Raw genomic sequence first — 25858 nt, forward strand, 5'->3', positions numbered from 1 at the left:
TCGCCGCTCACGCTACCTGCCACGAGAGCGCCCGCGCCTCACCCGTCGGGGTGAGGCGGTCGATCGCGGGCGCTGGGACGCTGGCCGAACAGGCCCCATCAGGGCGCACAAACACGCAGAGGAGCCAGGACGCATGACCTCCATCGAACGATCCGCTGACCGCACGCGGTCCGGAGACGGACGCTCGCCCAACGGCGCAACCGCAGCGCGGCAGTCGAACCTCGAGCGCGGCCGACGATCGGAGCGGCGCACGCGGACGCTCGCCATCGGCGCGCTCATCAGCTCGGCGGCCGTCACCGGACTCGCGATCGTCTGGCTCACGACGCCGGAGTCGAGCCCCTTCGCCACGACGGCCACCGCCACGAGTCTCGCGGACACACTCCTCGACGCGGCGGCCGCCGCGCTGCTGGCCCTCGTCGTCGGGGTCACGGGAATCGCACTCGGCACGGCCCTGACCATTCGCCCCGATCTCGCCCGGCGCTTGGTCGTCGGCAGCGCTGCAGCGGTGCTGGCCCTCGCCTTCGCCTTCCTGTTCGGCAGCATGTCGACCATCGCGATCGCCGGCTATCTCTTCGGGGCGCTCGCCGTCGTGGCGGGTCCGGTCACGATCCTCGTCCTGCTCTGGCGGGCTCCACGACTCGGCTCTGCCCTGCTCGTGCTGCTTCTCGCGCTGCTCGCGGTCGCCTTCATGTGGGCGGGACTCACGGTCGACGCCGTCACAGGCTTCGCCGTGAACACCGGCAGAGCCCTCGTCGCCGGCTCCGGTGTGTTCTCGCTCGTCGGCCTCGGTCTCGTGTCGACACTGCTGTGGAGCGCCATCGCGATCATCGTGCTTCGCTCAGTCGGATCCGGCCGGTTCGAGGCCTGGCTCGTGCGCCACCGCCGGAGCATCACGCTGCTCGCCGCTGCCGGGCCGCTGCCGTACCTCGTGGCTCGGGCGAGCTGGTTGACGCCGTGGCCGCTCTTCGGCCCGAGCAGTGACGACCTGGACCCGGCCACCCTTGCCACCGGGCTCGTTCTCGGCGGTGGGGCCGCGGCCGCCTGCCTGCTCACCCTCGGACTCATCCTGCCGTGGGGTCGTGTGTTCCCGCGCTGGATGCCGCGCATCGGCGGCCGCTCGGTTCCAGTCGCGGTGGCGGCTGTTCCGGGGTTCACCGCCGCCGGGATCCTCTGCGTCGCTGCGGTGCCCATGCTGATGACGACGGTCGGACCGGCCGATTCACCCGCCGACGCTCTCTTGGTGAACCTCGTGCTGCCGCTCTGGTTCTGGGGCCCGATGCTCGCCCTCGCCGTCAGCGCATACGTCGCCTGGCGGGCTCGCGACGGCGTGTCGAGCGCGGCCCGAGCCGGCACCCGCAGTGCTCTGTGATTGCATGCGACTCCGCCAGTCATTGCCCATTCGCTCATAGGTGATCTTTGCGTGGCAGTTTCGACAACGCACATCACATTTCGCGATCTCCTCGCTCACACGCTTCCACGAGTAGGCCGCCTTCGCTAACTTCATTACCTCGGCCGTCTTCTCCACTTCGGCTCGGTGATCGAAGTCGAGCACCCGGAGGTCTGCCTCACCGCAATCGACACATGGATTGGCGAGCAGATAGGCGCCGATGCGCTCGAGGTGCGCCGCGCGGGTCTTTGCGACCTGCGTGGCGACCGCCTTCCGGTGGCGAATCAGGTTGTCAGCGTAGTACCGCCGTGCACGTGCTTTGTTGCAGCCCCGGCACACGGATTGCCGTCCATCAGGCGCCGCAGTGCGCAGATTGAACTCCGCGAGAATGAGGCTGCGTCGACAGCTCGAACACGTCTTCACCAGCACCTCCCAGAAGAACGACAAGAAACGGTGGATCGAAGCCGCTGCTGAAACGGCCGAGCCGAGCACCGTGCCCGTGGTCATGAGGCGAGCCTATGACTGCCGGCCGACACGGACCGTCCTGGCACCGCACACACGCTCAAGCAAGCTATTCTGGTTCGACGGGCCTCTAGCTCAGTTGGTAGAGCAGCGGACTTTTAATCCGCGGGTCGTCGGTTCGAGCCCGACGGGGCCTACCCTCTTCTTCAGCCGTCTCGGGGCACCGCCTCGGCGGGCGTTCGAGCTGGTTCCCGCCATGGCGGCTCCTCCCCAGGTGTCCCTCATGCCCACGGCACCGTGTGCATGGTCTCAACGTAGACCTGCTCCACGGCGATGCGCCAGAGGAGATCGGCGAATCGGCGTGCACCGTTCACGCTCGCAAATCGGCGGTTCGTCGAGACGACGCAAGCGGATGTCGCGGCCGAGGTCACCCGACGAGCGAACGGAACCCCGACATCAGTGCGACGCGTTCGGCCGAGCTGCGAGCGAGCGGTGTCACCGCGAGCGTCGTGACCCCGGCGTCGGCGAACGCGGCGACCCGCTCCGCGACGTACGAGGCGGGACCGATGAGCGAGACCGCCCGCACGAGCTCGTCGGGCACGGCGGCGATCGCCTCGTCTTTGCGACCCTCGAGGTAGAGGTCTTGGATCAACGCAGCCTCGGCCTCGAAGCCGTAGTTCGCGATGAGCTCGTTGTAGAAGTTCTTGCCGCGGGCGCCCATGCCGCCGACGTAAAGGGCGAGCTGCGGCTTCACGAGCGGCAGCACCTGCTCTGGGTGCTCGGTGATCGCCAGTGCCGGGCTCGCGAACACGTCGAGGGGGGCCAGATCGGCCGAGCGCTTCGTCGCACCCGCGGCGAGCGCGTCGCCCCAGACGCCCGCTGCGCGCTCGGGGTGGAAGAACATCGGCAGCCAGCCGTCGGCGATCTCGGCGGTCTGCTCGACCGACTTCAGGCCGAGCGACGCGATCGTGATCGGGATGCGCTCGCGCACCGGGTGGTTGATGAGCTTCAGGGGTTTGCCGAGACCGGTGCCCTCGCCCTCGCCCTCGGGCAGCGGAATGCGATAGCGCCGCCCGTCGTGCACCACTGGCTCGCGACGCCAGACCATGCGGCAGATGTCGACGAGCTCGCGCGTGCGGCCGAGCGGCGCGTCGTACGGCACGCCGTGGAATCCCTCGATGACCTGTGGGCCGGATGCCCCGATGCCGAGTTCGAACCGACCGTCGGAGACGAAGTCGAGACCCGCCGCGGTCATCGCCGTGAGCGTGGGCGTGCGCGTGTAGAGCTGCAGGATGCCCGATGCCAGCGTGATCGTCGAGGTGCGTGCGGCGAGGAAGCCGAGCTGGCTCACCGCGTCGAAGGAGTACGCCTCGGGTACGGCGATCAGGTCGACACCAGCCTGCTCGAGCTCGACGACCTCGTCGGCGACCTCGCGGAACCCGCCTGCGTAGTTCAGGAACATTCCGACGCGCATCCGTCACTCCTCGTCGTGTGTGGTGATGGGGCCGCCGAACGGCCCCGAGCACTCAGACCATAACCGAGGGGCTGCAACGGTGCAGCATCCGTTGTCGGTGTTCGACTACGTCGCGATGACGACGATGGGATCCGTCGTGGGTTGCGGCGAACCGCCCGCCGGCTCGACGGTGACGCCCACGGCGACGCCCGGGGCGAAGGAGCCGTCGAGCACCCGCCAGGTCTCGTCACCTCGCACATCGAACGTTCCGGCCGACTGCGCACCGGCCTCGTCGATGTACCAGAGCTCGTAGGTCTCGTCGTCACCGACGTCAGGGAGGCCCTCGACGACGACGCCGGAGCGCGCCTGATCGGCCGACCAGTACAGGGTGATCGCTCCCCCGCCCTCGACCTCGTGCGTCACCGTCTGCACATCGGGCGCCTCGGCGATCGCCGCCATCTCGCGCTGCGCGCCCCATCCGTTCGGACCCGACCAGCCGACGCCGACGATGGCTCCGGTGACGAGCGCGACCGATGCAGCCGCGACCGCGATGACGGCGCCGGGTCGCTGGAACCAGCGGCGTCGCGCCGCCTGCTCGGCCGGGCCGGGGCGCGCTTCGGAGGCCGCGGGCGCACTGGCGGCATCGGGTACGAGGTGGAGTTCGGGGTCGGGCCGCTGCTGCGGGACCTCGTCGAGCTGGGCCATGAGCCGCGCCTTCAGCGCGGGTGGCGGAGCCTCGGGCAGCGTGGCGGCGCCGAGCTGCGCTGCAGCCTCGGCGTAGCGATCGAGCTCGTCGCGCAGCTCGGGGTCTGCATCGAGCGCCCGCACGAACGCGGCGAGGTCGTCCTGGTCGAGGGCGTCGAGGGCATGCGCGGCGGCGAGGCGCTGGAACCCCTCGGTCGAATCGGGCTGCGGCTCGGCCGGGGTCTCGTCGCGGTCGTCGCGAGGGTCGTCGGGCTCGGTCACGTCGTCACCCCCAATGCCGTTCTCAATCGGATCATGCCGTCTCGCAATCGGGTCTTGACGGTGCCGAGGGGCACCTCGAGGCGGTCGGCGATCTCGCTCTGGGTCAGACCGCCGTAGTAGGCCAGCGAAACACACTCGCGTTGCAGTTCGCTGAGTGCACCGAGTGCGGTGCGCACGCGTTCGTGCTCGACCTTGATCTCGACGGCCTCTGCGACCGTGTCGACGGGAACGTCGAGGTCGCGGGCGCCGATGCGCAGGTCGCGATCGCGTGAGGCCTGCGAGGCACGAATGCGGTCGACGGCCCTGCGGTGGGCGAGCGTGAACATCCACGCGAGTGCATTGCCGCGGCTCGCGTCGAAGCGAGGTGCCGATTGCCAGATCTCGAGGTACACGTCTTGCGTCACCTCCTCGGCCTGGGCCGGGTCGACGACGAGTCGCCGTACGAGACCGAAGACCCGAGCAGAGGTGGCGTCGTAGAGCGCGCTGAACGCCGCTCGGTCGCCCCCGCCGACGCGTGTGAGCAGTTGCTCGGCGGTCGGATCGGGCGCCGGCGCAGTGAGGTCACTGTCGCGGTCGGCCACGCGATCCAGCATGTCAGATCCGGGGCCTCTCGGTGTACGGGCCACGGTGGTCGGGTAGTCCAGTTCGATGGCATGGCTCATCCGAAGGTGGTGGGTGGCACGGACAGGAGGCACCGCGAGATGCCGGGGGCGAGGCCTCTGCGGAGACCGTTGAGGGTCGGGGTGATCACGGGTTCCTGCTTTCTCAGGTCGCCGAGTGGTTCGCAGCGGCGGCCCGATCCGATTGGTCGAGTTCAGGCGGAGGGGCGATGCCGGCACCGCTCGACGGATTTCGGACCGGTTCCAATCCGATCGGCACAGGGCGCCGAACCCCTCGCATCGGCCCCGCAACGTGGGTCGGAAATCCTCGAAGGAGTCGACCGATGCGTTCCACTTCCCGCAGCACCCGCACCGCACTCGCGGTGTTCTCGATCACGGCCGTTGCAATGCTCGGCCTCGCCGGCTGTAGCGGCGGGGGCACCACCGCCGAGAGCGACGAGCCCACCATGTCCGAAGAAGCCACGCCCAGCGAAGAGCCTATGGAGGTCGACCCCGCGGCCGATCTCGTCGGCCCCGGCTGCGCCGCCTACGCCGAAGCCGTTCCCGACGGAGCCGGTTCCGTCGCCGGCATGTCGGCCGACCCGGTCGCCGTCGCCGCGTCGAACAACCCGCTGCTGAAGACCCTCGTCGCAGCCGTCTCGGGACAGCTGAACCCCGAAGTCGACCTGGTCAGCACGCTGAACGGTGACGAGTTCACCGTCTTCGCACCGGTCGACGACGCGTTCGCGAAGATCGACCCGGCCACCATCGAAACGCTGAAGACCGACGCGGCCCTGCTGTCGACGATCCTCACGTACCACGTGGTGCCCGGCCAGCTCTCGCCCGACGAGGTCGTCGGCACCCAGACGACGGTGCAGGGCGGCGCCGTCGAGGTGACCGGCTCCGGTGACGCGCTGATGGTCAACGATTCAGCGGTCATCTGCGGTGGCGTGAAGACCGCCAACGCGACGGTGTACCTCATCGACACGGTGCTGATGCCCCCCATGTAGCACCACTTGAGACGATCGGCCCCATCGACCCGACGATGGGGCCGTTCGTGTGCCCGGGCCCAGCACGGCACTCACGCGAACAGCCCGACGATGGGGCCGTTCGTGTGCCCGGGCCGATCGTGTGCGCGCCGCCGGTTGCGTGTGCGCGCCTTCAGCTGTCTCCGAGACGGATGCCGCAGGCTGGAGGTTCCCGAAGGCCGCCCGAGAGGAGACCACGTGCTCTGGAGCATCGTGCTCGACGTGTTGCTCGTGCTCGTTCTCATCGGCGCCGTCGTCAACGGCTCGCGTGCCGGCCTGCTGCGAACCGCGGCCGGACTCATCGGACTCGTGGCGGCCGGCATCGCCGCCTACTTCGCCATGCCGTGGGTCGCCGGCCTCGTGCCATGGCCCGAGTGGCGGGCTCCCGCGGCCATTGCGACCACGGTGGTGCTGCTCTGCCTCGGCACGTGGCTCGGCGCCGTCGTGGGCCATGCGCTCCGCCACGGTGCCCGCGCGGTCAAGCTCGGCGTGCTCGACCGAGTGCTCGGAGGAATCGGCAACCTGCTCGTGACCGCCTTCGTGATCGCCCTCGTCGGTTCCGGCGTGTCTGCGATGGGCGTGCCGGTGCTCTCGCCTGCGGTGGCCGGATCACGAGTGCTGCAGACGCTCGACGCGGTCACCCCGACGCCGGCCCGCACCCTGCTCGCCGAGATCCGCACCGCGGCGCTCGGCGAGGGCATTCCCTGGCTCGTCGATGTGCTCGGCGGTCCCACCGAGAGTCCGGCACTGCCGACGTTCGACGTCGACGATGCCGAGCTCGCCCGCGCCGCGGCATCCGTGGTTCGCGTGACCGGCAGTGCGTTCCAGTGCGGTTCGACCCTCTCGGGCAGCGGTTTCGTGGTGGCACCCGACCGCATCGTGACGAACGCGCACGTCGTCGCCGGGGTGAACGAGCCGATCATCGAGGCGCCGGGCCAGCCGGCGATCGCCGGGCGCGTCGTCGCCTTCGATGCGGCGAACGACCTCGCCATGATCGCCGTCGAGGGGCTCGCGACACCACCGATCGCGCTCGCGACGGCCACTCCGGGCCAAGAGGTCGCGGTCGCCGGCTACCCCTTCGGCGGTCCGTTCGAGCTGCGTCCCGCGAACGTCATGTCGAGCGGTCCGCTCACGATCCAGACGGCCGGAACCACCACGACGCGCGACGTGGTCACCCTCGCCGCCGAGGTCGACCACGGCAACTCGGGCGGCCCCGTGCTCACGGGCGACGGAACGGTGGGCGGCGTGATCTTCGCCAAGTCGGAGACCGTCGACAATGTCGGGTTCGCGATTCCCACCTCGACCCTCACGCCGATGGCGAGCAGCGCCACGAGCCTCGACGCGGCCGTCGACACCGGGGCCTGCGTCGTCGGTTGAGGCGCGTCGCGGCGAGCGCTGCCACGACTCCGCGCTGAAACCCTCGAAGCGGATGCTCCGCAAGGCGAGCGCTGCCACTACTCCGCGCTGAAGCCTTCGAGGCGGATTTGCTCCGCAAGGCGAGCGCTGCCACTACTCCGCGCTGAAGCCTTCGAAGCGGATGCCCCACGACAGCTGCCACTCTTCGCCGGGATCGAGCCAGCGCAGCCCACGACCGGAGTTGAACGCCTCGGCCGGCGCCGTCATCGGCTCGACGGCGATCGCGACGTCGCCGCCCTCACCCGGGAACTCGCGCGAGGTGTACACCTGCACGTAGTCGAACTCGTCGTCGGCCCAGATCGAGACGCTGCGGCCGTCGGGAGCGGTGAGGGTGTGCAGCACCTGGCCGTCTTCACTCGCGAGTTCGCCGAACGCGTCGTCGAGCGACACGTCGCCGACCCGGCGACCCTCGCGGAAGTCCCACTCGGTGCCGTCGACCGGCACCTCGCCGGTGGGCAGCAGCCGCTCGTCGACCTCGATGTGGCTCGCGGCGTCGAGGCGAAGCGTGAGGTCAGCCGTGGGCACGCCGCCGATCTTGAGGTACGGGTGCGTGCCGATCGCCACGGGCGCGGGCGCCGCGCCGAGGTTCTCGACGAAGTGCGTGACCCGCAGTCCGTCGGCGACGAGCTCGTAGTGCACGGCGGTGCCGAGCAGGAACGGGTAGCCGAGCTGCGGGTACACGGTCGCGGAGAGCGTCACCGAGTCGCGCTCGCGGGCGATCGGCTTGTACTCGGAATAGCGCAGCAGACCGTGGATCGCGTTGGCCCGTGCAGGCTCGGTGATGGCGAGCTGGTGCTCGACGCCGTCGTGGCTCCACCGGCCGTCGCGGATGCGGTTCGGCCACGGCACGAGCACGGTGCCCGCGCCCATGGGCGGCGCCTGGTCTTCGGCGTACGGCGGCACCAGATCGATGCCGTTGATGCTGAGGGTGCGGATGCTGGCGGCGACGGCGGTGATGGTCGCACGGATGTCGCCGCTCGCCGTCGACGTCTCGAGGACGAACTGTTCGCCCGTGGGAAGAGTCATGGATCCACTCTAGAGTCTCGCGCGAAGTGCACCGCGAGCCCCGCGTCGACGAGCTCCGCGACGATCGGCGCCGGCGCAGCGGCATCCGTGACGAGCGCATCGAACGCGTCGATGGGGGCGATGCGGCCGAGGTGCACCTCGCCGAGCTTGGTCGCGTCGGCGACCGCGATCGAGCGGGCGGCGGCCCGCAGCATGAGCGACTTCACCGCGGCCTCCGGCAGGTTCGCGTTCGTCACGCCGTGCTGCAGGTCGACGCCGTTGCAGCCGATGAAGGCGAGGTCGACGTGCACCTCGTCGAGCATCGATCCGGCGAGCGGATGCACGAGCGAATGCTGCTTGGGCCGCAGCGTGCCGCCCGTGACGACGACGGTGAAGCGCGGGATCTCGGCCTCGAGCTCGAGCGCGATCGAGAGTCCATTGGTGAAGACCACGAGATCGTCGAGGTCGGCTCGAGCGCGAAGGGCGCGGGCGACCTGCAGCGTCGTGGTGCCCACGTCGAGGATGATGCTCTGCCCGCTCTTCACGAGCGAGGCCGCGAGTTCGCCGATGCGCCGCTTCGGTTCGACGGATGCCTCGAGCGCCTCTTCGAAGCTCGGTTCACGGTCGGGGCGCTCGGCCGAGAGCGGCGAGGAGACGGGCACGGCGCCGCCGTGGACACGGCGGATGCCGCCGGCTCGCTCGAGCGCGTCGAGGTCGGCGCGGGCCGTCACGGTGGTGACGCCGAACGCGCTGCTGAGTTCGGCGACCCGCACGAAGCCGCGCTCGGCGACGAGGGCGAGCGCGAGCTCGCGGCGGCGGGGCGCGTCGAGCTGGGCGGACGCGGCAATCCCGGGCGTGGCACTCATAGGGGAATCATGCGGCCTCGGCGGGAACTTTGCAATACGAAACCAAGTTGTTTGCGAAACGAAAGGCGCGTAGGGTGTGGCGCGTGAACGACTCGAACGACACCGCCGGCGCGACCTCTGCCACCCCCGTCGACCCCCGCATCACCGTGACGTCGACGCGGCTCGCCGACGGTCGCGAGCTCATCTACTTCGACGACGCCGACTCGACGCTGCCGGCCGAGCGCGGCATCGACGAACGAGTGCTCGACCCGCGACCGGCGAACGCCCAGATGCGTCAGGACCCGCTCACGGGCGAGTGGGTGTCAATCGCCGCCGCACGGCAGAACCGCGTGTTCCTGCCGCCCGCCGACCTCGATCCGCTCGCGCCGCAGCGACCCGGCAACCCATCCGAGATCCCGAGCAACTACGACGTCGCGGTCTTCGAGAACCGCTCGCCGTCGTTCGGACCCGAACTGGCCGCACCGGATGCCGCGGGCGCCGACGCCCTCACCGAGCTGCGTCGCGTCGGCCTCGAGCGCACCCACCCGTCGTTCGGCCGGTGCGAGGTCGTCTGCTTCAGCCCCGAGCACGAGGGCTCCTTCGGCACGCAGACCGTCTCCCGAGCGCGCACCGTGATCGAGGCGTGGGCCCAGCGCACCGCGGCTCTCTCTGCGCTCCCGGGCGTGCAGCAGGTGTTCCCGTTCGAGAACCGCGGTCAGGAGATCGGGGTGACGCTCGGTCACCCGCACGGCCAGATCTACTCCTACCCGTATGTCACGCCGCGCACCGAGCGCCTGCTCGGATCGATCGACGCCTACGGGTCGACCCTCTTCGCCGACCTGCTCGATCGCGAGCGCAACGGGCCCCGCGCGCTCTTCAGCGGCGAGCACTGGACCGCGTTCGTGCCCTTCGCCGCCCGCTGGCCGATCGAGGTGCACCTGCTCCCCCATCGCCACGTGCCCGACCTCGCCGAGACCACCCTCGCCGAGCGCGACGAGCTCGCGTCGCTGTACCTGCGCCTGCTCCGCGGCATCGACCGGCTGTACGACACCCCGACGCCGTACATCGCCGCCTGGCATCAGGCACCGGTGCACGAGCGGCGCGACGAGGTGCGCCTCATGCTGCAGCTCACGAGCCCCCGAAGGGCGGCCGACAAGCTCAAGTACCTCGCCGGCTCGGAAGCGGCGATGGGAGCATGGATCGGGGATGTCACCCCCGAATCCCAGGCAGAGGCGCTTCGCGCCGCGATCGGAACGGACGAGGCATGACGACGACCGCAGCCCAGGGATTCGCCGAGTGGTACGGCCGAGCTCCGGCCGGCGTCTGGTCGGCGCCCGGTCGGGTCAACCTCATCGGCGAGCACACCGACTACAACGACGGCTTCGTGTTCCCCTTCGCGATCGACCGGCGCGCCGTCGTGGCACTCGGTGACCGTGACGACCGGGTCATCCGCGTCGCCTCGAGCTTCTCGACCGAGACCGTCACGATCCACCTCGACGAGCTCTCGCCCGAAGCCCTGAGCGGCTGGTCGGCCTACCCGCTCGGCGTCGCGTGGGCACTCGGCCGGTTCGGGGCCGACCTCGAGCACGCGCGGGGCGTCGACCTCTACATCGCCTCCGAGGTGCCGATCGGCGCCGGCCTCTCCTCGTCTGCCGCGATCGAGAGCGCGATCGCCCTCGCCCTCGACGAGCACTGGGGCGTCGGCCTCGACCGGGCGACGCTCGCGAAGGTGGGCCAACTCGCCGAGAACCGGGTGGTCGGCGCCCCGACCGGCATCATGGACCAGGCGGCATCCCTGCTCGCCGAAGCCGACGCCGGCGTCTTCCTCGACTGCCGGAGTCTCGATGCCGATGTGATCCCGCTCGGGTTCCGGGCCGACGGGCTGACCTTGCTCGTGGTCGACACCCGTGTCGAGCACGCGCACGCCTCGGGCGGCTACGCGGCTCGCCGCGCCTCGTGCGAGGCGGGCGCGCGGGCGCTCGGCGCGGATTCGCTGCGCGATGTCGGTTCCGCCGATCTCGGTCGCGCAGCCGAGCTGCTCGACGACGAGACCTTCCGCCGGGTGCGCCACGTGGTCACCGAGAACCAGCGCGTGCTCGACACCGTGCGCACGCTGCGCGAGCACGGCCCCGGTGCGATCGGGCCGTTCCTCGATGCTTCGCACGTGTCGATGCGCGACGACTTCGAGATCTCGGTGCCCGAGCTCGATCTCGCGGTGACCACCGCGCAGGCGAACGGCGCCATCGGCGCGCGCATGACCGGCGGCGGCTTCGGCGGTTCGGCGATCGCGCTCATGGTCGATGCTCTCGTGCCGGTCGTGACGCGCGAAGTGCTCGCGGCGTTCGCCGAGCGCGGCTATCGCGAGCCGGGCATCTTCGCCGTGCAGGCCGACCAGGGCGCGCGACGCGACAGCTGAGCGCCGAGGCGCTCAGCGCGCCGGGCGCTCGCGCGCGGTCGCCGGCGCGTCAGGCGACCGCGGATGCCGGCGGCTCGACGGCGCTCGGTGTGCCGCCGGTGATGCGCACGAGCTCGTCGAACGACGTCGGGAACACCGTCTTCGCATGCCCCGCGGCTGCCCAGACCACCGCGTAGTCGGCGAGCTGTACGTCGACGATCGTGCGCACCGGTGCCGGGTGGCCGAGGGGCGCGACACCCCCGATCACCTGTCCGGTCGCCGCCTTCACCGTCTCTTTCGAAGCGCGCCGGATGACGCCGCCGAGCTGCTGCCCGAGCCACTCGGTGTCGACGCGGTGCGACCCCGAGGTCATCACGAGGATGGGCTCGTCGTCGATCGTGAAGACCAGTGAGTTCGCGATCTGCGCTGCCTCGACGTCGAGCGCGTCTGCGGCGAGCTGCGCGGTCGTGACGGCGTCGTCGAACCACACGATCTCGGCGTCGATGCCGTGCCCGGCGAGGGCCTCGCGGACGCGATCGACGGCGGAGTGGGAGAGCTCAGTCATGCGTCGATCGTAGATGCCCGCGCCGACGCCGGCACGTCACCGGCATGGCGTAGGGTGCCATCGTGGATCAGCCCGCCCTCGCCCGACGACTCGGACTCCGCGATGCTGTCGCGATCGGCCTGGCGGCCATGATCGGGGCGGGCGTCTTCGCGGCATTCGCCCCCGCGGCCGAGGCAGCCGGCGCGGGCCTGCTTGTCGGTCTCGCGATCGCCGCCTTCGTCGCGTTCGCGAATGCGAGTTCGACGGCGCAGCTCGCGGCCCGGTATCCCGAGTCGGGCGGCGCCTATCGTTACGGCCGCGAGCGGCTGGGCGAATGGCCCGGGTTCCTCGCCGGGTGGAGCTTCGTGATCGGCAAGACCGCGAGTTGCGCGGCGATGGCGATCACCTTCGCCGCCTATCTCGCACCGGTCGAGTGGCAACGACCGCTCGCGGTCACTGCGGTGATCGTCCTGGCCGCCGTGAACCTGCGCGGCATCACCCGCACCGCCCGCGCGGCGACCGTCATCGTCATCGGCGTGCTGCTCGTGCTCGGCCTCGTGGTCGTGGCGGGCGTCACCACCGTGTTCGGTGGCGCCGCGAGCGCAGCGGGCGCCGCCGGCGGAGACTCGCTGTTCGGCGCCGGACTGTTCGATCAGGGCTGGCTCGGCATCCTGCAGTCGGCGGGCCTCCTGTTCTTCGCCTTCGCCGGCTACGCCCGCATCGCAACGCTCGGCGAAGAGGTGCGCGAACCCGCCCACACGATTCCGAGAGCGGTCGGCATCGCGCTCGGCATCGCGGTCGTCGTCTACGCGGCCGTCGGCGCCGCGGCACTCGTCGCCCTCGGGGCTGATCGGCTCGCGGCATCCGTCGCCCCGCTCGTCGACGTCGTCGGCGCAGCCGGGTGGCAGTGGGCGCAGCCGATCGTGCGCGTCGGGGCCGCGGTCGCCGCCCTCGGCGCGCTGCTCGCCCTCATCGCCGGCATCGGTCGCACCTCGCTCGCGATGGCGAGAGACGGCGAGCTGCCCCGGCCGCTCGCCCGGGTGCATCCGCGCTTCCAGGTGCCGCACATCGCCGAGATCGCGGTCGCACTCGTCATCATCGTGCTCGTGATCACCGTCGACCTGCGCGGGGCCATCGGGTTCTCGTCGTTCGGCGTGCTGCTCTACTACTTCGTCGCGAACGTCGCGGCGATCACCCAGCCCGCGCGCGAGCGGCGTGTACCGCGTGCACTCTCGGTGGCCGGTGCGGTCGGATGTCTCGTGCTCGTGGCCACCCTTCCGCTCGTCTCGCTCGCGGCGGGCGTGGGCGTGCTCGCCGTCGGCGCCCTGATCCGGCTCGTCGTGCGCGGGGTGCGCTCGCGTCGAGGGCCGCGGGGCGGCCGCGCGTAGGCTGTCGGCATGCCTGCAGATCCTTCGGCCCGCATCCTCACGATCGCTGGGGTGGCCGCCCCCGTGCTCGACGAGACGGCGTTCGTCGCGGCAGGAGCGGTGGTCGTCGGCGACGTGCGCCTCGCCGCCGGGTCGAGTGTCTGGTACAACGCCGTGCTGCGCGCCGAGGCCGAGCCGATCGTCATCGGCGAGAACGCGAACCTGCAAGACACCGTCGTCGGGCACGTCGATGCGGGCTACCCGCTGACCGTCGGCCGTGGCGTCTCGGTGGGCCACGGCGCCGTGCTGCACGGCTGCACGATCGAAGACGACTGCCTCATCGGCATGAGCGCCACGGTGCTGAACGGCGCCGTGATCGGCGCCGGCTCGCTCGTCGCCGCCGGTGCAGTGGTGCTCGAGGGCACGGTCGTGCCACCGGGGTCGCTCGTGGCGGGCGTGCCGGCCAAGGTGCGCCGAGAGCTCAGCGACGTCGAGCGCGCGGGCATCCAGCGCAACGCCGCGGCCTACCTGCGCCACGTCGAGGAGCATTCCGCGCCGGTCGACTGATGTCGGGCGGGCACCGGGGGCGCGGGGGGCGGCTACGCCTCGAGCGGGCCCGAGCGGTACTCCAGCACGCGCTTGCGCACCGCACGGGCGCGACGCACGAGCCAGCGGGCGGGAATCGCGACCAGCATCGAGAGCGCGCCCGCGAGCGAGCGGTCGTGCGCGCCGAGCATGCGCTTGCGCTCGAACGATCGGCGCAACGCCCCGCCGGTGAGGTTGTACGCGCGGTCGCGCGGGCGCAGCGCGGCGGCTGAGCGCTGCTCGAGCAACGCGTCGAGGCGGCCCCTCCAGTCATCGTGCTCACGACCGTGGAAGTAGTTGTCGACGAGCCACTCCGCGTTCGGCGAGCGCAACGACCAATCGGCCAGCGCGTCGGCGCCGCCGAAGAATCCGCTGCCCTCGAACACGGTGTTGATGAGCTTCGGCGTGACGCCGAACTCGTCGACGAGTAGCACCGGCAACCCCGTCGCCACGGCCTCGAGCACCGCCGTCGAGCTCACCGTCACGAGGCCGGCGGCTCCGGCCAGGTGCCGCGACATCGGGCCGTCCTCGACGACGAGATTGGGCGGCAGCGTTCCGCCGAGCACGTGCCGCACCTCGGCGTCGGCGAGCAGTTCGGCGAAGTCGAACGCCTCGGCGTGGGTCTGCGCCTCCCCCCGGCGGGCGCGCACCTTGATGACGACCCGCCGGCCCGGCCGATGCCGGGCGGCATCCGCGAGCCAGCCGAGCAGTCGCACACGATCCTCGCGCTCGGCGGGCACCTTGGCCTGGGCAGCGAAGACGAGATCGCCGGCAGGTCGGACGGATGCGAGATCCGCGACCGATGCGACATCCGTGCCGGCCGCGACATCCGTGCCGGCCGACGCCGTCGTCGGCGCGTCCGACAGCGCCAGAACATCCGGCAGGAACGGCAGGGTGGCGAGGCCGAAGTCGACGGCGACCCCGAGTCGATCGGCGTTCGCCCGGAACTCGCGCACCTCGCGGTGGCTGTGCAGCACGATGAGGTCGACCTGCTCGCGGTAGATGATCGCTTTCGGCTCTGCAGGGATCGTGAGCCCCGGGAAGCCGCTCACGAGCACCGGGCGATCGGGCAAGCCCGCCACGATGGGAGCGACGACCCGCACGAGCGGTCCCCGCAGTGCGAGCAGCACCGCATCGGGGCGCGTCAGCGCGAGTCGCGCGGTCAGCTGCTCGAGGCTCAGCGCCGGCACGTCGCCGACTGCGAATAACGTTCCGGCGAGCGCGGAGGCGAGCTGCCGTGCGCTCGGCTGCACGGGCGTCTGCAGCACCACGAGCTCGGCGTGCCAGTGCGCAGCGAGGCGCGACGCGAAGGCGGCACCCCACTTCACGTAGGAGTCGGAGTCGGCGATCACGAGCATGCGGGCGGGCGAGGCCACGTATGCCGCGGCCGACAGCACCCCCGCGGCATCCGTGCCCACCTCGTTCCCGTCGCCGAGGCGGCGCCCGTCTCCGAGGTCGTGCCCGTCGCTCACAGTGCGGGAACTCGGCGGAGCTTTGCGCGCGGCGCCTCTTCACCGGGGAACACTCGCTTCACGCCGTCGCCCATCGCCTCGCCGATCACGCGGATGTCGCGCACGAGGTGATCGAACCCGGTCGGCTCGAGCGATGCCGCCTGGTCGGAGCCCCACATGGCGCGGTCGAGCGTGATGTGGCGTTCCACCGCGACCGCGCCGAGTGCCACCGCGGCGAGCGAGATCTGCAGGCCGCGCTCGTGACCCGAGTAGCCGATCGGCACGCCCTGGTAGCGACCGCGCAGCGTCTCGATCGTGCGCAGGTTCGCCTCCTCGGGCGGCATCGGGTAGCTCGAGGTCGCATGCAGCATGACGAGCCGGTCGGTGCCGAGCGCCTCGACCGCGCGGTCGATCTCGTCGAGCGTCGACATGCCCGTCGAGAGGATCACCGGCTTGCGGGTCTGCGCGATGGCCTCGAGCAGCGCGAGGTCGGTGACCGACGCCGACGCGACCTTGTGCGCGACCACGTCGAGCCCCTCGAGGAACTCGACCGAGGGCACGTCCCACGGCGAGGCGAACCAGTCGATGCCGGCGCGCAGCGCATACGAGGCGATCTCGAGGTACTCGGCCTCGCCGAACTCGACCCGGCGCCGGTAGTCGAGGTAGCTCATCGTGCCCCACGGCGTCTCCCGCGGCACGTCGCGCATGTGCTCGGGCGTCGCGATCTCGGGCGTGCGCTTCTGGAACTTCACGGCCTGAGCGCCCGATTCGACGGCCACGTCGATGAGGCGCTTGGCGATCTCGACGTCGCCGTTGTGGTTCAGGCCGATCTCGCCGATGACGTAGACGGGGTACTCGGCGCCGATCATCGATCGGCCGATGCGCACGGACATGTGGTTCTCCCTCATTCGGAATCGCGCGGGTGCGCAGGGTCGGCGGTGGTGCTCACGGCAGGTCGCGCGTCGGAGCGCACGCTGCGCGCGCCGGTCGCAGCAGCCGCACGGGCGGCGAGGATCAGGTCGGCGAGCTCGCGCACGGCACCGTGCCCACCCGGCTGCGTGAGCACGTGGCGTGCCGCGGCGAGAGCGTCGGGCGCGGCATCCGGAACCGCGATCGGCCAGCCGACGAGCTCGAGCGCGGGCAGGTCGCCGCGATCGTTGCCGAGGTAGGCGATGCGGTCGAGTGGGATGCCGCGGTTCGCGGCCCACTCGCGCAGCACAGCGCCCTTCTCGTCGACGCCCTGCGCGCACTCGACCCCGAGCTTCTCGGCGCGGCGGCCGACCACGGGGTTCTCCTCGGCCGAGAGGATCAGCACCGGGATGCCCGCTCTGCGCAGCCGTGAGATGCCGTGACCGTCGCTGCGGCTCACCCGCACCGATTCGCGGCCGAGCTGGTCGACCATGACGGTGTCGTCGGTGTGCACGCCATCGAAGTCGGTGACGAGCGCGTCGACCTCGATGAGCGGTTGCGACCCGGCGGCGATCGGCCCACGACCGGATGCCGCGATCCCGCGATCCACGTGAGCGGCGAGGGCCCTGGCGCGCTCGAGGTCGGCGAGGTCGTCGATCTCGATGGCGTGGTCGGCGTCGACCGGCTGGATGCCGACGCGGCCGAAGAACCGGTGTCCGGCCGCACGAAACCCGTCGGTGCCGAAGACGTAGAACGCCCCGGTCTCGCGGTACTCGGGCTCGCGTTCCTGCCGCATCAGGCGCGCGGCCGAGTCGTGGTTCACCCCGACGGCGCTTTCGGCACTCGGGTCGTCGCGCCAGAGGAAGACGTGCGAGGGCGCGGCAGCGAACACGACGTCGCGTTCGCCCGACGCGACACAGTCGATCGCGGCGTCGAGGTCAGCGGGGTCGATGAACGGCGAGGTCGCCTGAATGAACACGGTCACGGCGAGGGCCGGCTCGAGCCCGTCGAAGACGTCGAGCGCGTCGAGCGCGTCGAGCGCGTGCAGCAGCGCCGACTCGCTCGAGACGCGACCCCCGGCGAGGTCGGCCGGCCGGTCGACGACCTCGGCGCCGGCCGAGCGAGCGGCATCGGCGATCTCGACATCGTCGGTCGTGACGACGACGCGGGCGATGCGATCGGCGGCGAGCGCGGCCCGCACGGCGCGCGCGACGAGCGGCACCCCGCCCACCCGCGCCAGGTTCTTGCCGGGCAGGCCGACCGAGCCGCCGCGCGCGGGGATGATCGCCGTCGCTCGTGCGGTCGCAGCGACTGCCGTCACGTCGGCGACGGCCGGAACCGCCGCCGGGGCGGCCGGTGCATCGACGAGTTCGGCGCTGGCCATGGCGCGAAGCTACGCGCGCAAGACGGCCGCCCGGTGCACGAGTGGTGAACACCGGGCGACCGGCAGGTCGACTACCGGTGCAGGCGCTGTTCGGCGGCCTTCACGACGTTCGCGAGCAGCATGGCGCGGGTCATCGGCCCGACGCCGCCCGGGTTCGGCGACAGGTGCCCGGCGACCTCTGCCACAGCGGGATCGACGTCGCCCGTGAGCTTGCCCTTGCCGGTGTCGTCGTCTTGCACGCGCGTGATGCCCACGTCGAGCACGGCGGCGCCCGGCTTGATCCACTCGGCCTTCACGAGGTGCGGAACGCCGACGGCGGCCACGACGATGTCGGCACGTCGCACCTCGGCGGCGAGGTCTTCGGTGCGCGAGTGGGTGAGCGTGACCGTCGCGTCGAGCCCCTTGCGGGTGAAGAGCAGGCCGAGCGGGCGCCCGACCGTCAGGCCCCGGCCGATCACCGTGACGTGACGCCCTCGAATGGGCACGTCGTAGCGACGCAGCATCTCGACGATGCCGGCCGGTGTGCACGGCAGCGGCGACTGCAGCTCGCCCTCGATGCCGAGCACGAGCCTGCCGAGGTTCGTCGGGTGCAGCCCGTCGGCGTCTTTGTCGGGGTCGATGAGCTCGAGCATCGCGTTCTCATCGTGCCCGGCCGGCAACGGCAGCTGCACGATGTAGCCCGTGACCTCGGGCGACGAGTTGAGGTCGCGGATCGCGGCCCGCACGTCGGCCGTGGTGGCCGAGGCCGGCAGGTCGATGCGAATCGACTCGATGCCGACCTCGGCGCAGTCGCGGTGCTTGCCCGCGACGTACGACCGCGAGCCCGGATCGTCGCCCACGAGGAGCGTGCCGAGCCCCGGCACGACGCCATGCGCCTTGAGCAACTGGATGCGCGAGGCGAGCTCGGACTTGACGGCCGACGCCGTGGCGACGCCGTCGAGGGTGATCGCGGTCATCGGAATCCCTACTGCGTGAGGCCCGGGTACAGCGGGAACGCCGCCGTGAGGGCTTCGACGCGGGAACGGAGCGTCGCAACATCCGCTTCGCCCTGCAATGCCAGCGCGATGATGTCGGCGACCTCGGTGAACTCGACGTCGCCGAAGCCGCGGGTCGCGAGCGCCGGCGTGCCGATGCGCAGGCCGGAGGTGACCATGGGCGGGCGCGGATCGAACGGCACGGCGTTGCGGTTCACCGTGATGAGCGCCGCGTGCAGGAGGTCTTCGGCCTGCTGGCCGTCGATCTTCGAGTTGCGGAGGTCGGCGAGCACGAGGTGCACGTCGGTGCCGCCCGTGAGCACGTCGATGCCGGCAGCACGCGAGTCGTCGGAGGTGAGGCGTGCCGCGAGGATCTGCGCACCGCGGATGGTGCGCTCCTGGCGGTTCTTGAACTCCTCGGATGCCGCGATCTTGAACGCCGTGGCCTTCGCCGCGATCACGTGCATGAGCGGGCCGCCCTGCTGGCCCGGGAACACGTTGGAGTTGAGCTTCTTCGCGAGCTCGGTGTCGCGCGCGACGATGAAGCCCGAGCGGGGGCCGCCGATCGTCTTGTGCACGGTCGACGAGACCACGTCGGCGTGCGGCACGGGGCTCGGGTGCAGGCCCGCTGCGACGAGGCCGGCGAAGTGCGCCATGTCGACCCAGAGCTTCGCGCCGACCTCGTCGGCGATCGCGCGGAACGCGGCGAAGTCGAGGTGACGGGGGTACGCGCTCCAGCCGGCGATGATGACCTGCGGCTTGTGCTCGAGGGCCTTGTCGCGCACGACGTTCATGTCGACGAGGAACGTCTCGGGGTCGACACCGTACGAGACGGCGTTGTAGAGCTTGCCCGAGAAGTTGAGCTTCATGCCGTGCGTGAGGTGGCCGCCGTGCGCGAGCTCGAGGCCGAGGATCGTGTCGCCGGGCGTGGCGATCGCGGAGAGCACCGCGGCGTTCGCGGTGGCGCCCGAGTGCGGCTGCACGTTGGCGTAGGCGGCGCCGAAGAGCGACTTCGCCCGCTCGATCGCGAGCGACTCGGCGACGTCGACATACTCGCAGCCGCCGTAGTAGCGGCGACCGGGGTAGCCCTCGGCGTACTTGTTGGTGAGCACGCTGCCCTGCGACTGCAACACCGAGACGGGAACGAAGTTCTCGCTCGCGATCATCTCGAGGTAGTCGCGCTGGCGACCGAGTTCGAGCTCGAGGACTTCAGCGATCTCGGGGTCGACTTCGGAAAGCGGCGCATTGAAAACGGACTCGGCCAAGACTGGCTCCTTCATGACTGACTGACGGACTGCAGAGGGGTGCTGCCTCGCGCGCGCCAGCGCCGAGGTATGCGTACCGGCCCAGGCGTGCGGTCGATCCGTGCCAGTCGCTCCCCGATGGTATCCATCTCAACGCCAGTCGCGACCCTCGAAGCTTAGCAACGGATGCACCTCGATGACCACGACCGCACTGCCGCCCGGTGGCGATTCGTGCGACGATGTGAGTTAGGAATCCTTACCTTTGTTTCCCCTCCCGACCGAGCGAGGACGCATGCACCGTCGCAGCCGCCCCGGCACGCGCACACGCACCCGCATCGCCGCGAGCCTCATCGTCGCGGCCGTCGTCTGCCCCGCACTCGCCCTCGCCGGCTGCACCGCCCAACAGAACGGAGACGCCGTGACCGGCATCATCCCGGCCCCCGTCGAATTCGAACTCACGGGCGGTGGCTCGTTCACCCTCACGGAGGAGTCGCGTTTCGTCGCGGAAGGAGAGGCGGCCACCGTCGCCGAGACCTTCGCCGCGCAAGCGCGCCTCGCCACCGGATTCGAGCTGCCCGTGGTCGGCGGCGAGGCCGACGCATCCGACCTCGCGCTCGTCATCGACCAGGGCGCCGGCGACGGCCCAGAGGCGTACACGCTCGAGAGCGGCGCCGACGGCGTCCGCATCACGGCGCCCGCCCCCGCCGGGCTCTTCCGGGGAACCCAGACGCTGCGTCAACTGCTGCCGGCCGAGATCGAGCGAACGGATGCTGCGAAGGTGCCGGCCGACGGATGGATCGTGCCCGCGGCATCCGTCGCCGATGCCCCGCGATTCGCCTATCGCGGCTCCATGCTCGACGTGGCGCGCCATTTCTTTCCGGTGGAGGACGTGCTCGACCACATCGACCGCATCGCCCTGCTGAAGCTCAACGTGCTGCACCTGCACCTCACCGACGACCAGGGCTGGCGCATCCAGATCGACGCATGGCCCGAGCTGACCGGCATCGGCGCGTCGACCTCGGCGGGCGGCGACGGCGGCGGCTTCTACTCGAAGGCCGACTACGCCCGCATCGTCGAGTACGCCGCCGAGCGGTTCGTGACCGTCGTGCCCGAGATCGACCTGCCAGGGCACACGAACGCGGCGCTCAGCGCCTACCCCGAGCTGAACTGCGACGGGGTCGCCCCGAAGCCCTACGAAGGCATCGAGGTCGGCTTCTCGTCGCTCTGCGCCTCGCCCGAGCGAGCGGAAGCCACCGACCGGTTCCTCGCCGATGTCCTGGGCGAGGTCGCGGCGATGACACCCGGCCCATGGCTGCATGTCGGCGGCGACGAATCGCTCGCGACGTCGGAGGCCGATTACCTCGACCTCGTGCGGCGCATCACGGCGGCCGGCGCAGCGACCGGCAAGACCGTCATCGGCTGGCACGAGATGGGAGCGTCTCGCGAGCTGCCCGACGGCACGATCGGCCAGTACTGGGACTTCGTCGCCCCGCGCGACGATGCGGCCGAGCTCACGACCTCGTTCGTGGAGCAGGGCGGCAGCGTCATCCTCTCCCCCGCCGATGTCGCCTACCTCGACATGAAGTACCCCGACGACCCCGACGGCCCGCTCGGCGGCAAGGTCGGGCAACTCTGGGCCGACGGCCCGACGACGCTCGAGGAGGCGTACGCGTGGGAGCCGTCTGCAATCGTTCCCGGTCTTGCCGAGTCCGATATCCTCGGCGTCGAGGCGCCCGTCTGGACCGAGACGATCGCGACCGCGACCGATCTCGAGTTCATGGCCTTCCCGCGCATCACCGCGATCGCCGAGATCGCGTGGTCGCCCGCCCCCGCGAGCGGCGCGGCTCGCGACGAGGGGTCGTTCCACGCCCGGCTCGCCTCGCTCGGCACGCACCTCGACGCGCTCGGCGTCGCCTACCGCAAGGTCGGCGGGGTGGCCTGGATGGAGTGATCCCGGCAGCCCGTCCTGCGGTCACTGTCGGCGTCGTCGCGCCGGGTCTATGCTCCCGTGAGGCGCGGTCGTGCCGTGCCCCGACGAAGGAGGCGGAGATGCCAGGCATCGTGCATTTCGAGATTCCGGCCGACGACCAGGAGCGTGCGCGGGCGTTCTATCGCACGGCGTTCGACTGGAAACTCGATCCCATTCCGGGCATGGACTACACGAACGTCGTGACCACCCCGGTCGACGAGTCCACCCAGCAGCCGCTGGAGCCGGGGGCCATCAACGGCGGGATGTTCCAGCGGGCCGATCGACTGACGACCCCGATCCTCACGATCGACGTCGACGACATCGACGGCTCGCTCGAGCGCATCACCGAGATCGGCGGTTCCGTCGTGTCCCCCCGCGCTGCGGTGCCCGGCATGGGTTGGTTCGCGTATTTCGAGGACTCCGAGGGCAACATCCTCGGACTCTGGACGACCGACCCCAGCGCCTCCTGATTCAGCGAGGCGGTTGGCTCGCGCCAGGCTGAGCGGATGTCGCGGGGCAAGCGGCACCCGCGACATCCGCTGGTTCTGGTGGTTACTTGACGCTGCCGGCGGTGAGGCCGCCGACGAGGCGCTTCTCGATGAGCATGAAGAGGATCACGACGGGCACGATCGCCACGATCGAGACACCGAACACGTACTGCCACGACGTCTCGTACTGCCCGACGAACTTCGTGAGGGCAACGGAGAGCGGCTGATTTCCGGCCGTCGAGAGGATCACGAGCGAGGCCGCGAACTCGTTCCAGCAGGCCACGAAGGTGAACACGATCGCCGTGACGATGCCGGGCCAGACGAGCGGCAGGCTGATCGTGAAGAGCACCCTGAGCCGGCCGGCACCGTCGATCTGCGCGGCCTCGTCGACCTCTTTCGGGATGCCCGCGAAGAAGCTGTGCATGATCCACACCGCGAACGAGAGGTTGAACGCCGCGTTGATGAAGATCATCGCCGCCCACGTGTCGATGAGCTCGAGCGCGACGAATTGGCGGAACAGGCCCGACGTCAGCACCGCGGGCTGCAGCATCTGCGTGACGATCACGAGGAAGAGGAACACCATGCGGCCCGGGAACTTGAACCGAGCCGTGTAGTACGCGGCGGGCAGCGAGACCAGCAGCACGAGCAGCGTCGCGAAGACCGAGATGATGATCGTCGAGATCAGGTTCTGCGGCAGCGGCGTCTCGGGCGTCGACCACATGTTGATGTAGTTCTCCCAGTGCCACTCCTGGGGGAAGTACGTCGGGTCGACCGAACGGATCTGCGCCTTCGTCTTGACCGAGCCGAAGAACATGATGACGTACGGCAGCACGAAGACGGCCAGCACGAGGAAACCGGCGACCATGCGCCAGATCATCTTGCCGAGCGGCACCTGGTCTTCGGTGTAGCGGCGCTTGCGAGCGGATGCCGCGGGCGGGGCGATCGTCTCGAACGCGGGTGCGGTGACGGCCACGGCTCAGACCTCCTTCATGGGCTTGACCACGCGCACGTAGATGGCGACGATCACGATGACGATGAGGAAGGCGACGACCGAGAGCGCGCTCGCCACGTCGACCTTGTGCTGGTTCTGGATGTACTTGAAGATCATCGTCATGATCGTGTCGGCGTCGTAGCCGGGGATCGACCCGGTCATCACCTTCAGGATCGGCAGCGAGTTGAAGACGTTGATGATGTTGATGAGCACCGCGACCGAGATCGCGCTGCGCAGCTGCGGCAGCACGACGCCCCAGTAGGTGCGCACCGGCCCGGCGCCGTCCATCTTGGCGGCCTCGAGCACCTCGCCGGGCATCGTCTGCAGCCCGGCGAGGATCGTGTAGGTCGTGAACGGCAGCGACACGAACACGGCGACGACGATCGACCAAGCGAAGGCGGTCTCGGGGTTGCGGGTCCAGCCGTAGCCCTCGGGCGTCGCGATGAGGCCGATGTCGACCAGGAACTTGTTGATGATGCCGAAGTACGGCTCGAGGCCGTAGTAGACGACCATCGTCGTCATCACGACGGATGCCGCCCACGGGATGATCACCGCGAGGCGCACGATGCGGCGGCCCGGGAAGGCCTTGTTCAGCAACTGCGCGAGCGCGAGCGAGATGAGCACGGTGGCCACGACGACCACCACCACCCAGACGATCGTGCGACCGAAGATCGGCCAGAAGTAGGGGAAGGAGAAGACCTCGATGTAGTTGTCGAAGCCGACGGAACCCTTGTCGAGACCCGAGATCGAGATGTCGCGGGTCGAGTTGAAGAACATGACGACGGCCGGGAAGAGCACGACGCCGAAGATGAGGATGAGGGCGGGCCCGATCCAGGGCAGTGCGCCGAGGAGCTCTCGGCCGCCGCGGCGGGGCTTGACCTCGCCGGCGGTACCGCCGGGGCGGGGGCGGCGGGAATTGCCCTGCCCGCCCTGCCCGCCGGGGCGGGGGCGGCCGGTGGCCGCCCCCGCGGGGATCGATGACGTTTCGGACGTGGTGCTCATGGTTCGGTGGTCACCGATCCCTCCGGGTAAAACGTGCGGACGTGCGGGTCGAGCTGGATCAGCCCGCGTCGACCTGGGCCTGGATCTCGGTCAGGACGTCTTGGGCCGGCTTCGTCTGAAGCTGTCCGAAGAGCGCCTTGAACGCGGCATCCGCTGCCGACCACTTCTCGTTGGTGCTCGGGTAGAACTGCGCGTCGGGCAGCACCTCGAGGAAGGGCGCGAGCGCCTCTTCACTGGAGAGCGCCTCAGCACCCGACTTCGTCACCGGGAGGAAGCCCTCGGCCTGCACCCACGGCACGTACACGTCGGACGTGTAGTAGTAGTCGAGGAACTTCGTGATGGCGTCCTGCTTGTCGCCGTCGTTCTCGAAAGCCATCAGCTGGTCCATGACGCCGAGCGTGAACGGCGAGCCGTCCTGCGTGGGGATCGGGACGATCGAGTAGTCGAGCTCGGGGTTGTTCTCCTCGATCTGGCCGACGGTCGGCGGGAGGCCGACCTGCATGCCGATCTGCCCCTGGATGAAGATGTCCATGAGCGGCGAACGGTCGGTCGAGCCCGGGTCGGCCTGGGTGGCGCCCGCGTCGATCATCTTCTTGATCTGCTCGGCGCCCGGCAGGTTCGCGGGGTCGTCGATCGTGATGGCGTCGGCGTCACCGAAGGTGCCGCCACCGCCCCAGAGCCAGACTGCTGCCTCTGCCTGGGCCTCTTCGGAGCCGAGTGGCATGCCGTAGCCGGCGATGCCGCCGCCGAGTGCGGAGACCTTCGTCGCCGCGTCGAGCAGCTCGTCCCACGTGGTGGGAGGCGCGGTGACGCCGGCCTGCTCGAGCAGGGCGTTGTTCACGAACAGGGCGCGAGCCGATGCGATGAGGGGCAGCGCGTAGGCGGTGCCGTCGACCTCGGCGTTCGCGATGAACGAGTCCTGGAAGTCGCTGAAGGTCTCGGGCGAGACGACGTCTTCGGCGGGGTACAGCAGCTCATCGGTGACGAAGCCGGCGAAGGGGCCGCCGTTGTAGATGTCGGGAGCCTCGCCGCCCTGGATCTTCGTGGCGATGAGGGTCTCGAGGTTGTCCCACGACGCCACCTCGAGCTTGACGTCGATGTCGGTGTTCTCGGCTTCGAACCCCTTGATGACGTCTTCCCAGAGGCTCTGGGTGTTGTCGGAGTAGCTCGGCACGAGCAGGTCGAGGGTGGTCTTGCCACCGGCTTCGTCGTCGCCCGAACCGCCGCCGAAGCCGCAGGATGCGAGCGTGAGCGATGCCGTGGCCGCGAGCGCGACGGCGGCGCCGAGACGCAGAGACTTCTTCATGGATGCTTCCTCACTGTGATGGATGGTGCACCCGCGCCGGAGGTGAAGCCTCGCGCGACGGTGCGTGTGTTCCGGACGGGCGTTCTGC

23 protein-coding genes, 1 tRNA gene and 1 riboswitch are annotated in these 25858 nt (G+C 70.3%); of the genes, 10 read left to right on the forward strand and 14 right to left on the reverse strand.

The window, feature by feature from the left end; all coding sequences use genetic code 11:
• Positions 1-133: 133 nt before the first annotated feature.
• Together H521_RS25145 and H521_RS0116415 are read left to right on the forward strand one after the other, a co-directional pair.
• On the forward strand, positions 134-1369 hold the full coding sequence (locus tag H521_RS25145; RefSeq protein WP_022894107.1) for a hypothetical protein: 1236 nt from the start codon (positions 134-136) through the stop codon (positions 1367-1369).
• A 604-nt stretch (positions 1370-1973) separates the two neighbouring features.
• Positions 1974-2046: transfer RNA gene (locus H521_RS0116415), tRNA-Lys, on the forward strand.
• 230 nt (positions 2047-2276) lie between these two features.
• Here the strand turns inward: H521_RS0116415 and H521_RS0116425 are convergent.
• The 3 genes from H521_RS0116425 to sigK form a co-directional block, all read right to left on the reverse strand.
• Positions 2277-3323: an LLM class F420-dependent oxidoreductase gene (locus H521_RS0116425; RefSeq protein WP_022894109.1), complete on the reverse strand. Its 1047-nt coding sequence runs from the start codon at positions 3321-3323 to the stop codon at positions 2277-2279.
• A gap of 105 nt (positions 3324-3428) precedes the next feature.
• A complete protein-coding gene (locus H521_RS23915; protein ID WP_022894110.1) occupies positions 3429-4268 on the reverse strand; it encodes an anti-sigma factor in 840 nt (279 codons plus the stop codon).
• Positions 4265-4861, reverse strand: coding sequence for an ECF RNA polymerase sigma factor SigK (sigK, locus tag H521_RS0116435; RefSeq protein ID WP_022894111.1), 597 nt, complete (start codon positions 4859-4861; stop codon positions 4265-4267). Before sigK ends, H521_RS23915 begins: the two co-directional genes overlap by 4 nt.
• Positions 4862-5211: 350 nt before the next feature.
• Between sigK and H521_RS0116440 the strand changes: the two genes are divergently transcribed.
• Together H521_RS0116440 and H521_RS0116445 are read left to right on the forward strand one after the other, a co-directional pair.
• Positions 5212-5877, forward strand: a complete 666-nt coding sequence (locus H521_RS0116440) for a fasciclin domain-containing protein (protein ID WP_022894112.1) — start codon at positions 5212-5214, stop codon at positions 5875-5877.
• 216 nt (positions 5878-6093) lie between these two features.
• On the forward strand, positions 6094-7272 hold the full coding sequence (locus H521_RS0116445) for a MarP family serine protease (protein ID WP_022894113.1): 1179 nt from the start codon (positions 6094-6096) through the stop codon (positions 7270-7272).
• Between the two features lie 132 nt (positions 7273-7404).
• On the opposite strand, the gene H521_RS0116450 is transcribed toward H521_RS0116445, so the two are convergent.
• On the reverse strand, positions 7405-8337 hold the full coding sequence (locus H521_RS0116450) for an aldose 1-epimerase family protein (RefSeq protein ID WP_022894114.1): 933 nt from the start codon (positions 8335-8337) through the stop codon (positions 7405-7407).
• Positions 8334-9182, reverse strand: coding sequence for a DeoR/GlpR family DNA-binding transcription regulator (locus tag H521_RS0116455; protein ID WP_022894115.1), 849 nt, complete (start codon positions 9180-9182; stop codon positions 8334-8336). Before H521_RS0116455 ends, H521_RS0116450 begins: the two co-directional genes overlap by 4 nt.
• 140 nt (positions 9183-9322) lie before the next feature.
• Between H521_RS0116455 and galT the strand changes: the two genes are divergently transcribed.
• Positions 9323-10429, forward strand: a complete 1107-nt coding sequence (gene galT / locus H521_RS0116460) for a galactose-1-phosphate uridylyltransferase (protein WP_040424846.1) — start codon at positions 9323-9325, stop codon at positions 10427-10429.
• The gene (galK, locus tag H521_RS0116465; protein ID WP_022894117.1) at positions 10426-11577 is read left to right on the forward strand and encodes a galactokinase; all 1152 of its coding nucleotides are present in this window, start codon (positions 10426-10428) and stop codon (positions 11575-11577) included. Before galT ends, galK begins: the two co-directional genes overlap by 4 nt.
• 49 nt (positions 11578-11626) lie before the next feature.
• On the opposite strand, the gene H521_RS0116470 is transcribed toward galK, so the two are convergent.
• The gene (locus tag H521_RS0116470; protein ID WP_022894118.1) at positions 11627-12121 is read right to left on the reverse strand and encodes a YbaK/EbsC family protein; all 495 of its coding nucleotides are present in this window, start codon (positions 12119-12121) and stop codon (positions 11627-11629) included.
• Between the two features lie 59 nt (positions 12122-12180).
• Between H521_RS0116470 and H521_RS0116475 the strand changes: the two genes are divergently transcribed.
• The gene (locus H521_RS0116475) at positions 12181-13488 is read left to right on the forward strand and encodes an APC family permease (protein ID WP_026482392.1); all 1308 of its coding nucleotides are present in this window, start codon (positions 12181-12183) and stop codon (positions 13486-13488) included.
• 9 nt (positions 13489-13497) lie between these two features.
• The gene (locus H521_RS0116480; protein ID WP_022894120.1) at positions 13498-14034 is read left to right on the forward strand and encodes a gamma carbonic anhydrase family protein; all 537 of its coding nucleotides are present in this window, start codon (positions 13498-13500) and stop codon (positions 14032-14034) included.
• 32 nt (positions 14035-14066) lie between these two features.
• On the opposite strand, the gene H521_RS23920 is transcribed toward H521_RS0116480, so the two are convergent.
• The 5 genes from H521_RS23920 to glyA form a co-directional block, all read right to left on the reverse strand.
• Positions 14067-15524 (reverse strand): DUF6716 putative glycosyltransferase, encoded by a 1458-nt coding sequence (locus tag H521_RS23920; protein ID WP_022894121.1) that lies wholly within the window; start codon positions 15522-15524, stop codon positions 14067-14069.
• Entirely contained in the window at positions 15521-16396 is an 876-nt protein-coding gene (locus H521_RS0116490) for an N-acetylneuraminate synthase family protein (protein WP_022894122.1), read from the reverse strand. The genes H521_RS23920 and H521_RS0116490 overlap by 4 nt, the downstream gene beginning before the upstream one ends.
• 11 nt (positions 16397-16407) lie before the next feature.
• The gene (locus tag H521_RS0116495) at positions 16408-17796 is read right to left on the reverse strand and encodes an acylneuraminate cytidylyltransferase (RefSeq protein ID WP_022894123.1); all 1389 of its coding nucleotides are present in this window, start codon (positions 17794-17796) and stop codon (positions 16408-16410) included.
• Between the two features lie 71 nt (positions 17797-17867).
• Positions 17868-18752: a bifunctional methylenetetrahydrofolate dehydrogenase/methenyltetrahydrofolate cyclohydrolase gene (locus H521_RS0116500; protein ID WP_022894124.1), complete on the reverse strand. Its 885-nt coding sequence runs from the start codon at positions 18750-18752 to the stop codon at positions 17868-17870.
• 8 nt (positions 18753-18760) lie between these two features.
• Positions 18761-20035 (reverse strand): serine hydroxymethyltransferase, encoded by a 1275-nt coding sequence (gene glyA / locus H521_RS0116505; protein ID WP_022894125.1) that lies wholly within the window; start codon positions 20033-20035, stop codon positions 18761-18763.
• 72 nt (positions 20036-20107) lie between these two features.
• Positions 20108-20188: riboswitch (ZMP/ZTP riboswitch) on the reverse strand.
• Between the two features lie 118 nt (positions 20189-20306).
• On the opposite strand from glyA, the gene H521_RS0116510 reads away from it, so the two are divergent.
• A complete protein-coding gene (locus tag H521_RS0116510) occupies positions 20307-21965 on the forward strand; it encodes a beta-N-acetylhexosaminidase (RefSeq protein WP_022894126.1) in 1659 nt (552 codons plus the stop codon).
• A gap of 98 nt (positions 21966-22063) precedes the next feature.
• Positions 22064-22453: a VOC family protein gene (locus tag H521_RS0116515; RefSeq protein WP_022894127.1), complete on the forward strand. Its 390-nt coding sequence runs from the start codon at positions 22064-22066 to the stop codon at positions 22451-22453.
• An 82-nt stretch (positions 22454-22535) separates the two neighbouring features.
• On the opposite strand, the gene H521_RS0116520 is transcribed toward H521_RS0116515, so the two are convergent.
• From H521_RS0116520 to H521_RS0116530, 3 genes are read right to left on the reverse strand one after another with little or no spacing between them, the layout of a single operon-like run.
• Positions 22536-23444: a carbohydrate ABC transporter permease gene (locus H521_RS0116520; protein WP_022894128.1), complete on the reverse strand. Its 909-nt coding sequence runs from the start codon at positions 23442-23444 to the stop codon at positions 22536-22538.
• A gap of 3 nt (positions 23445-23447) precedes the next feature.
• On the reverse strand, positions 23448-24464 hold the full coding sequence (locus H521_RS0116525; RefSeq protein ID WP_022894129.1) for a carbohydrate ABC transporter permease: 1017 nt from the start codon (positions 24462-24464) through the stop codon (positions 23448-23450).
• 58 nt (positions 24465-24522) lie between these two features.
• Positions 24523-25770, reverse strand: coding sequence for an extracellular solute-binding protein (locus H521_RS0116530; RefSeq protein WP_022894130.1), 1248 nt, complete (start codon positions 25768-25770; stop codon positions 24523-24525).
• Positions 25771-25858: the final 88 nt, after the last annotated feature.

This window comes from Agromyces subbeticus DSM 16689 (assembly GCF_000421565.1).
Lineage (GTDB): Bacteria > Actinomycetota > Actinomycetes > Actinomycetales > Microbacteriaceae > Agromyces > Agromyces subbeticus.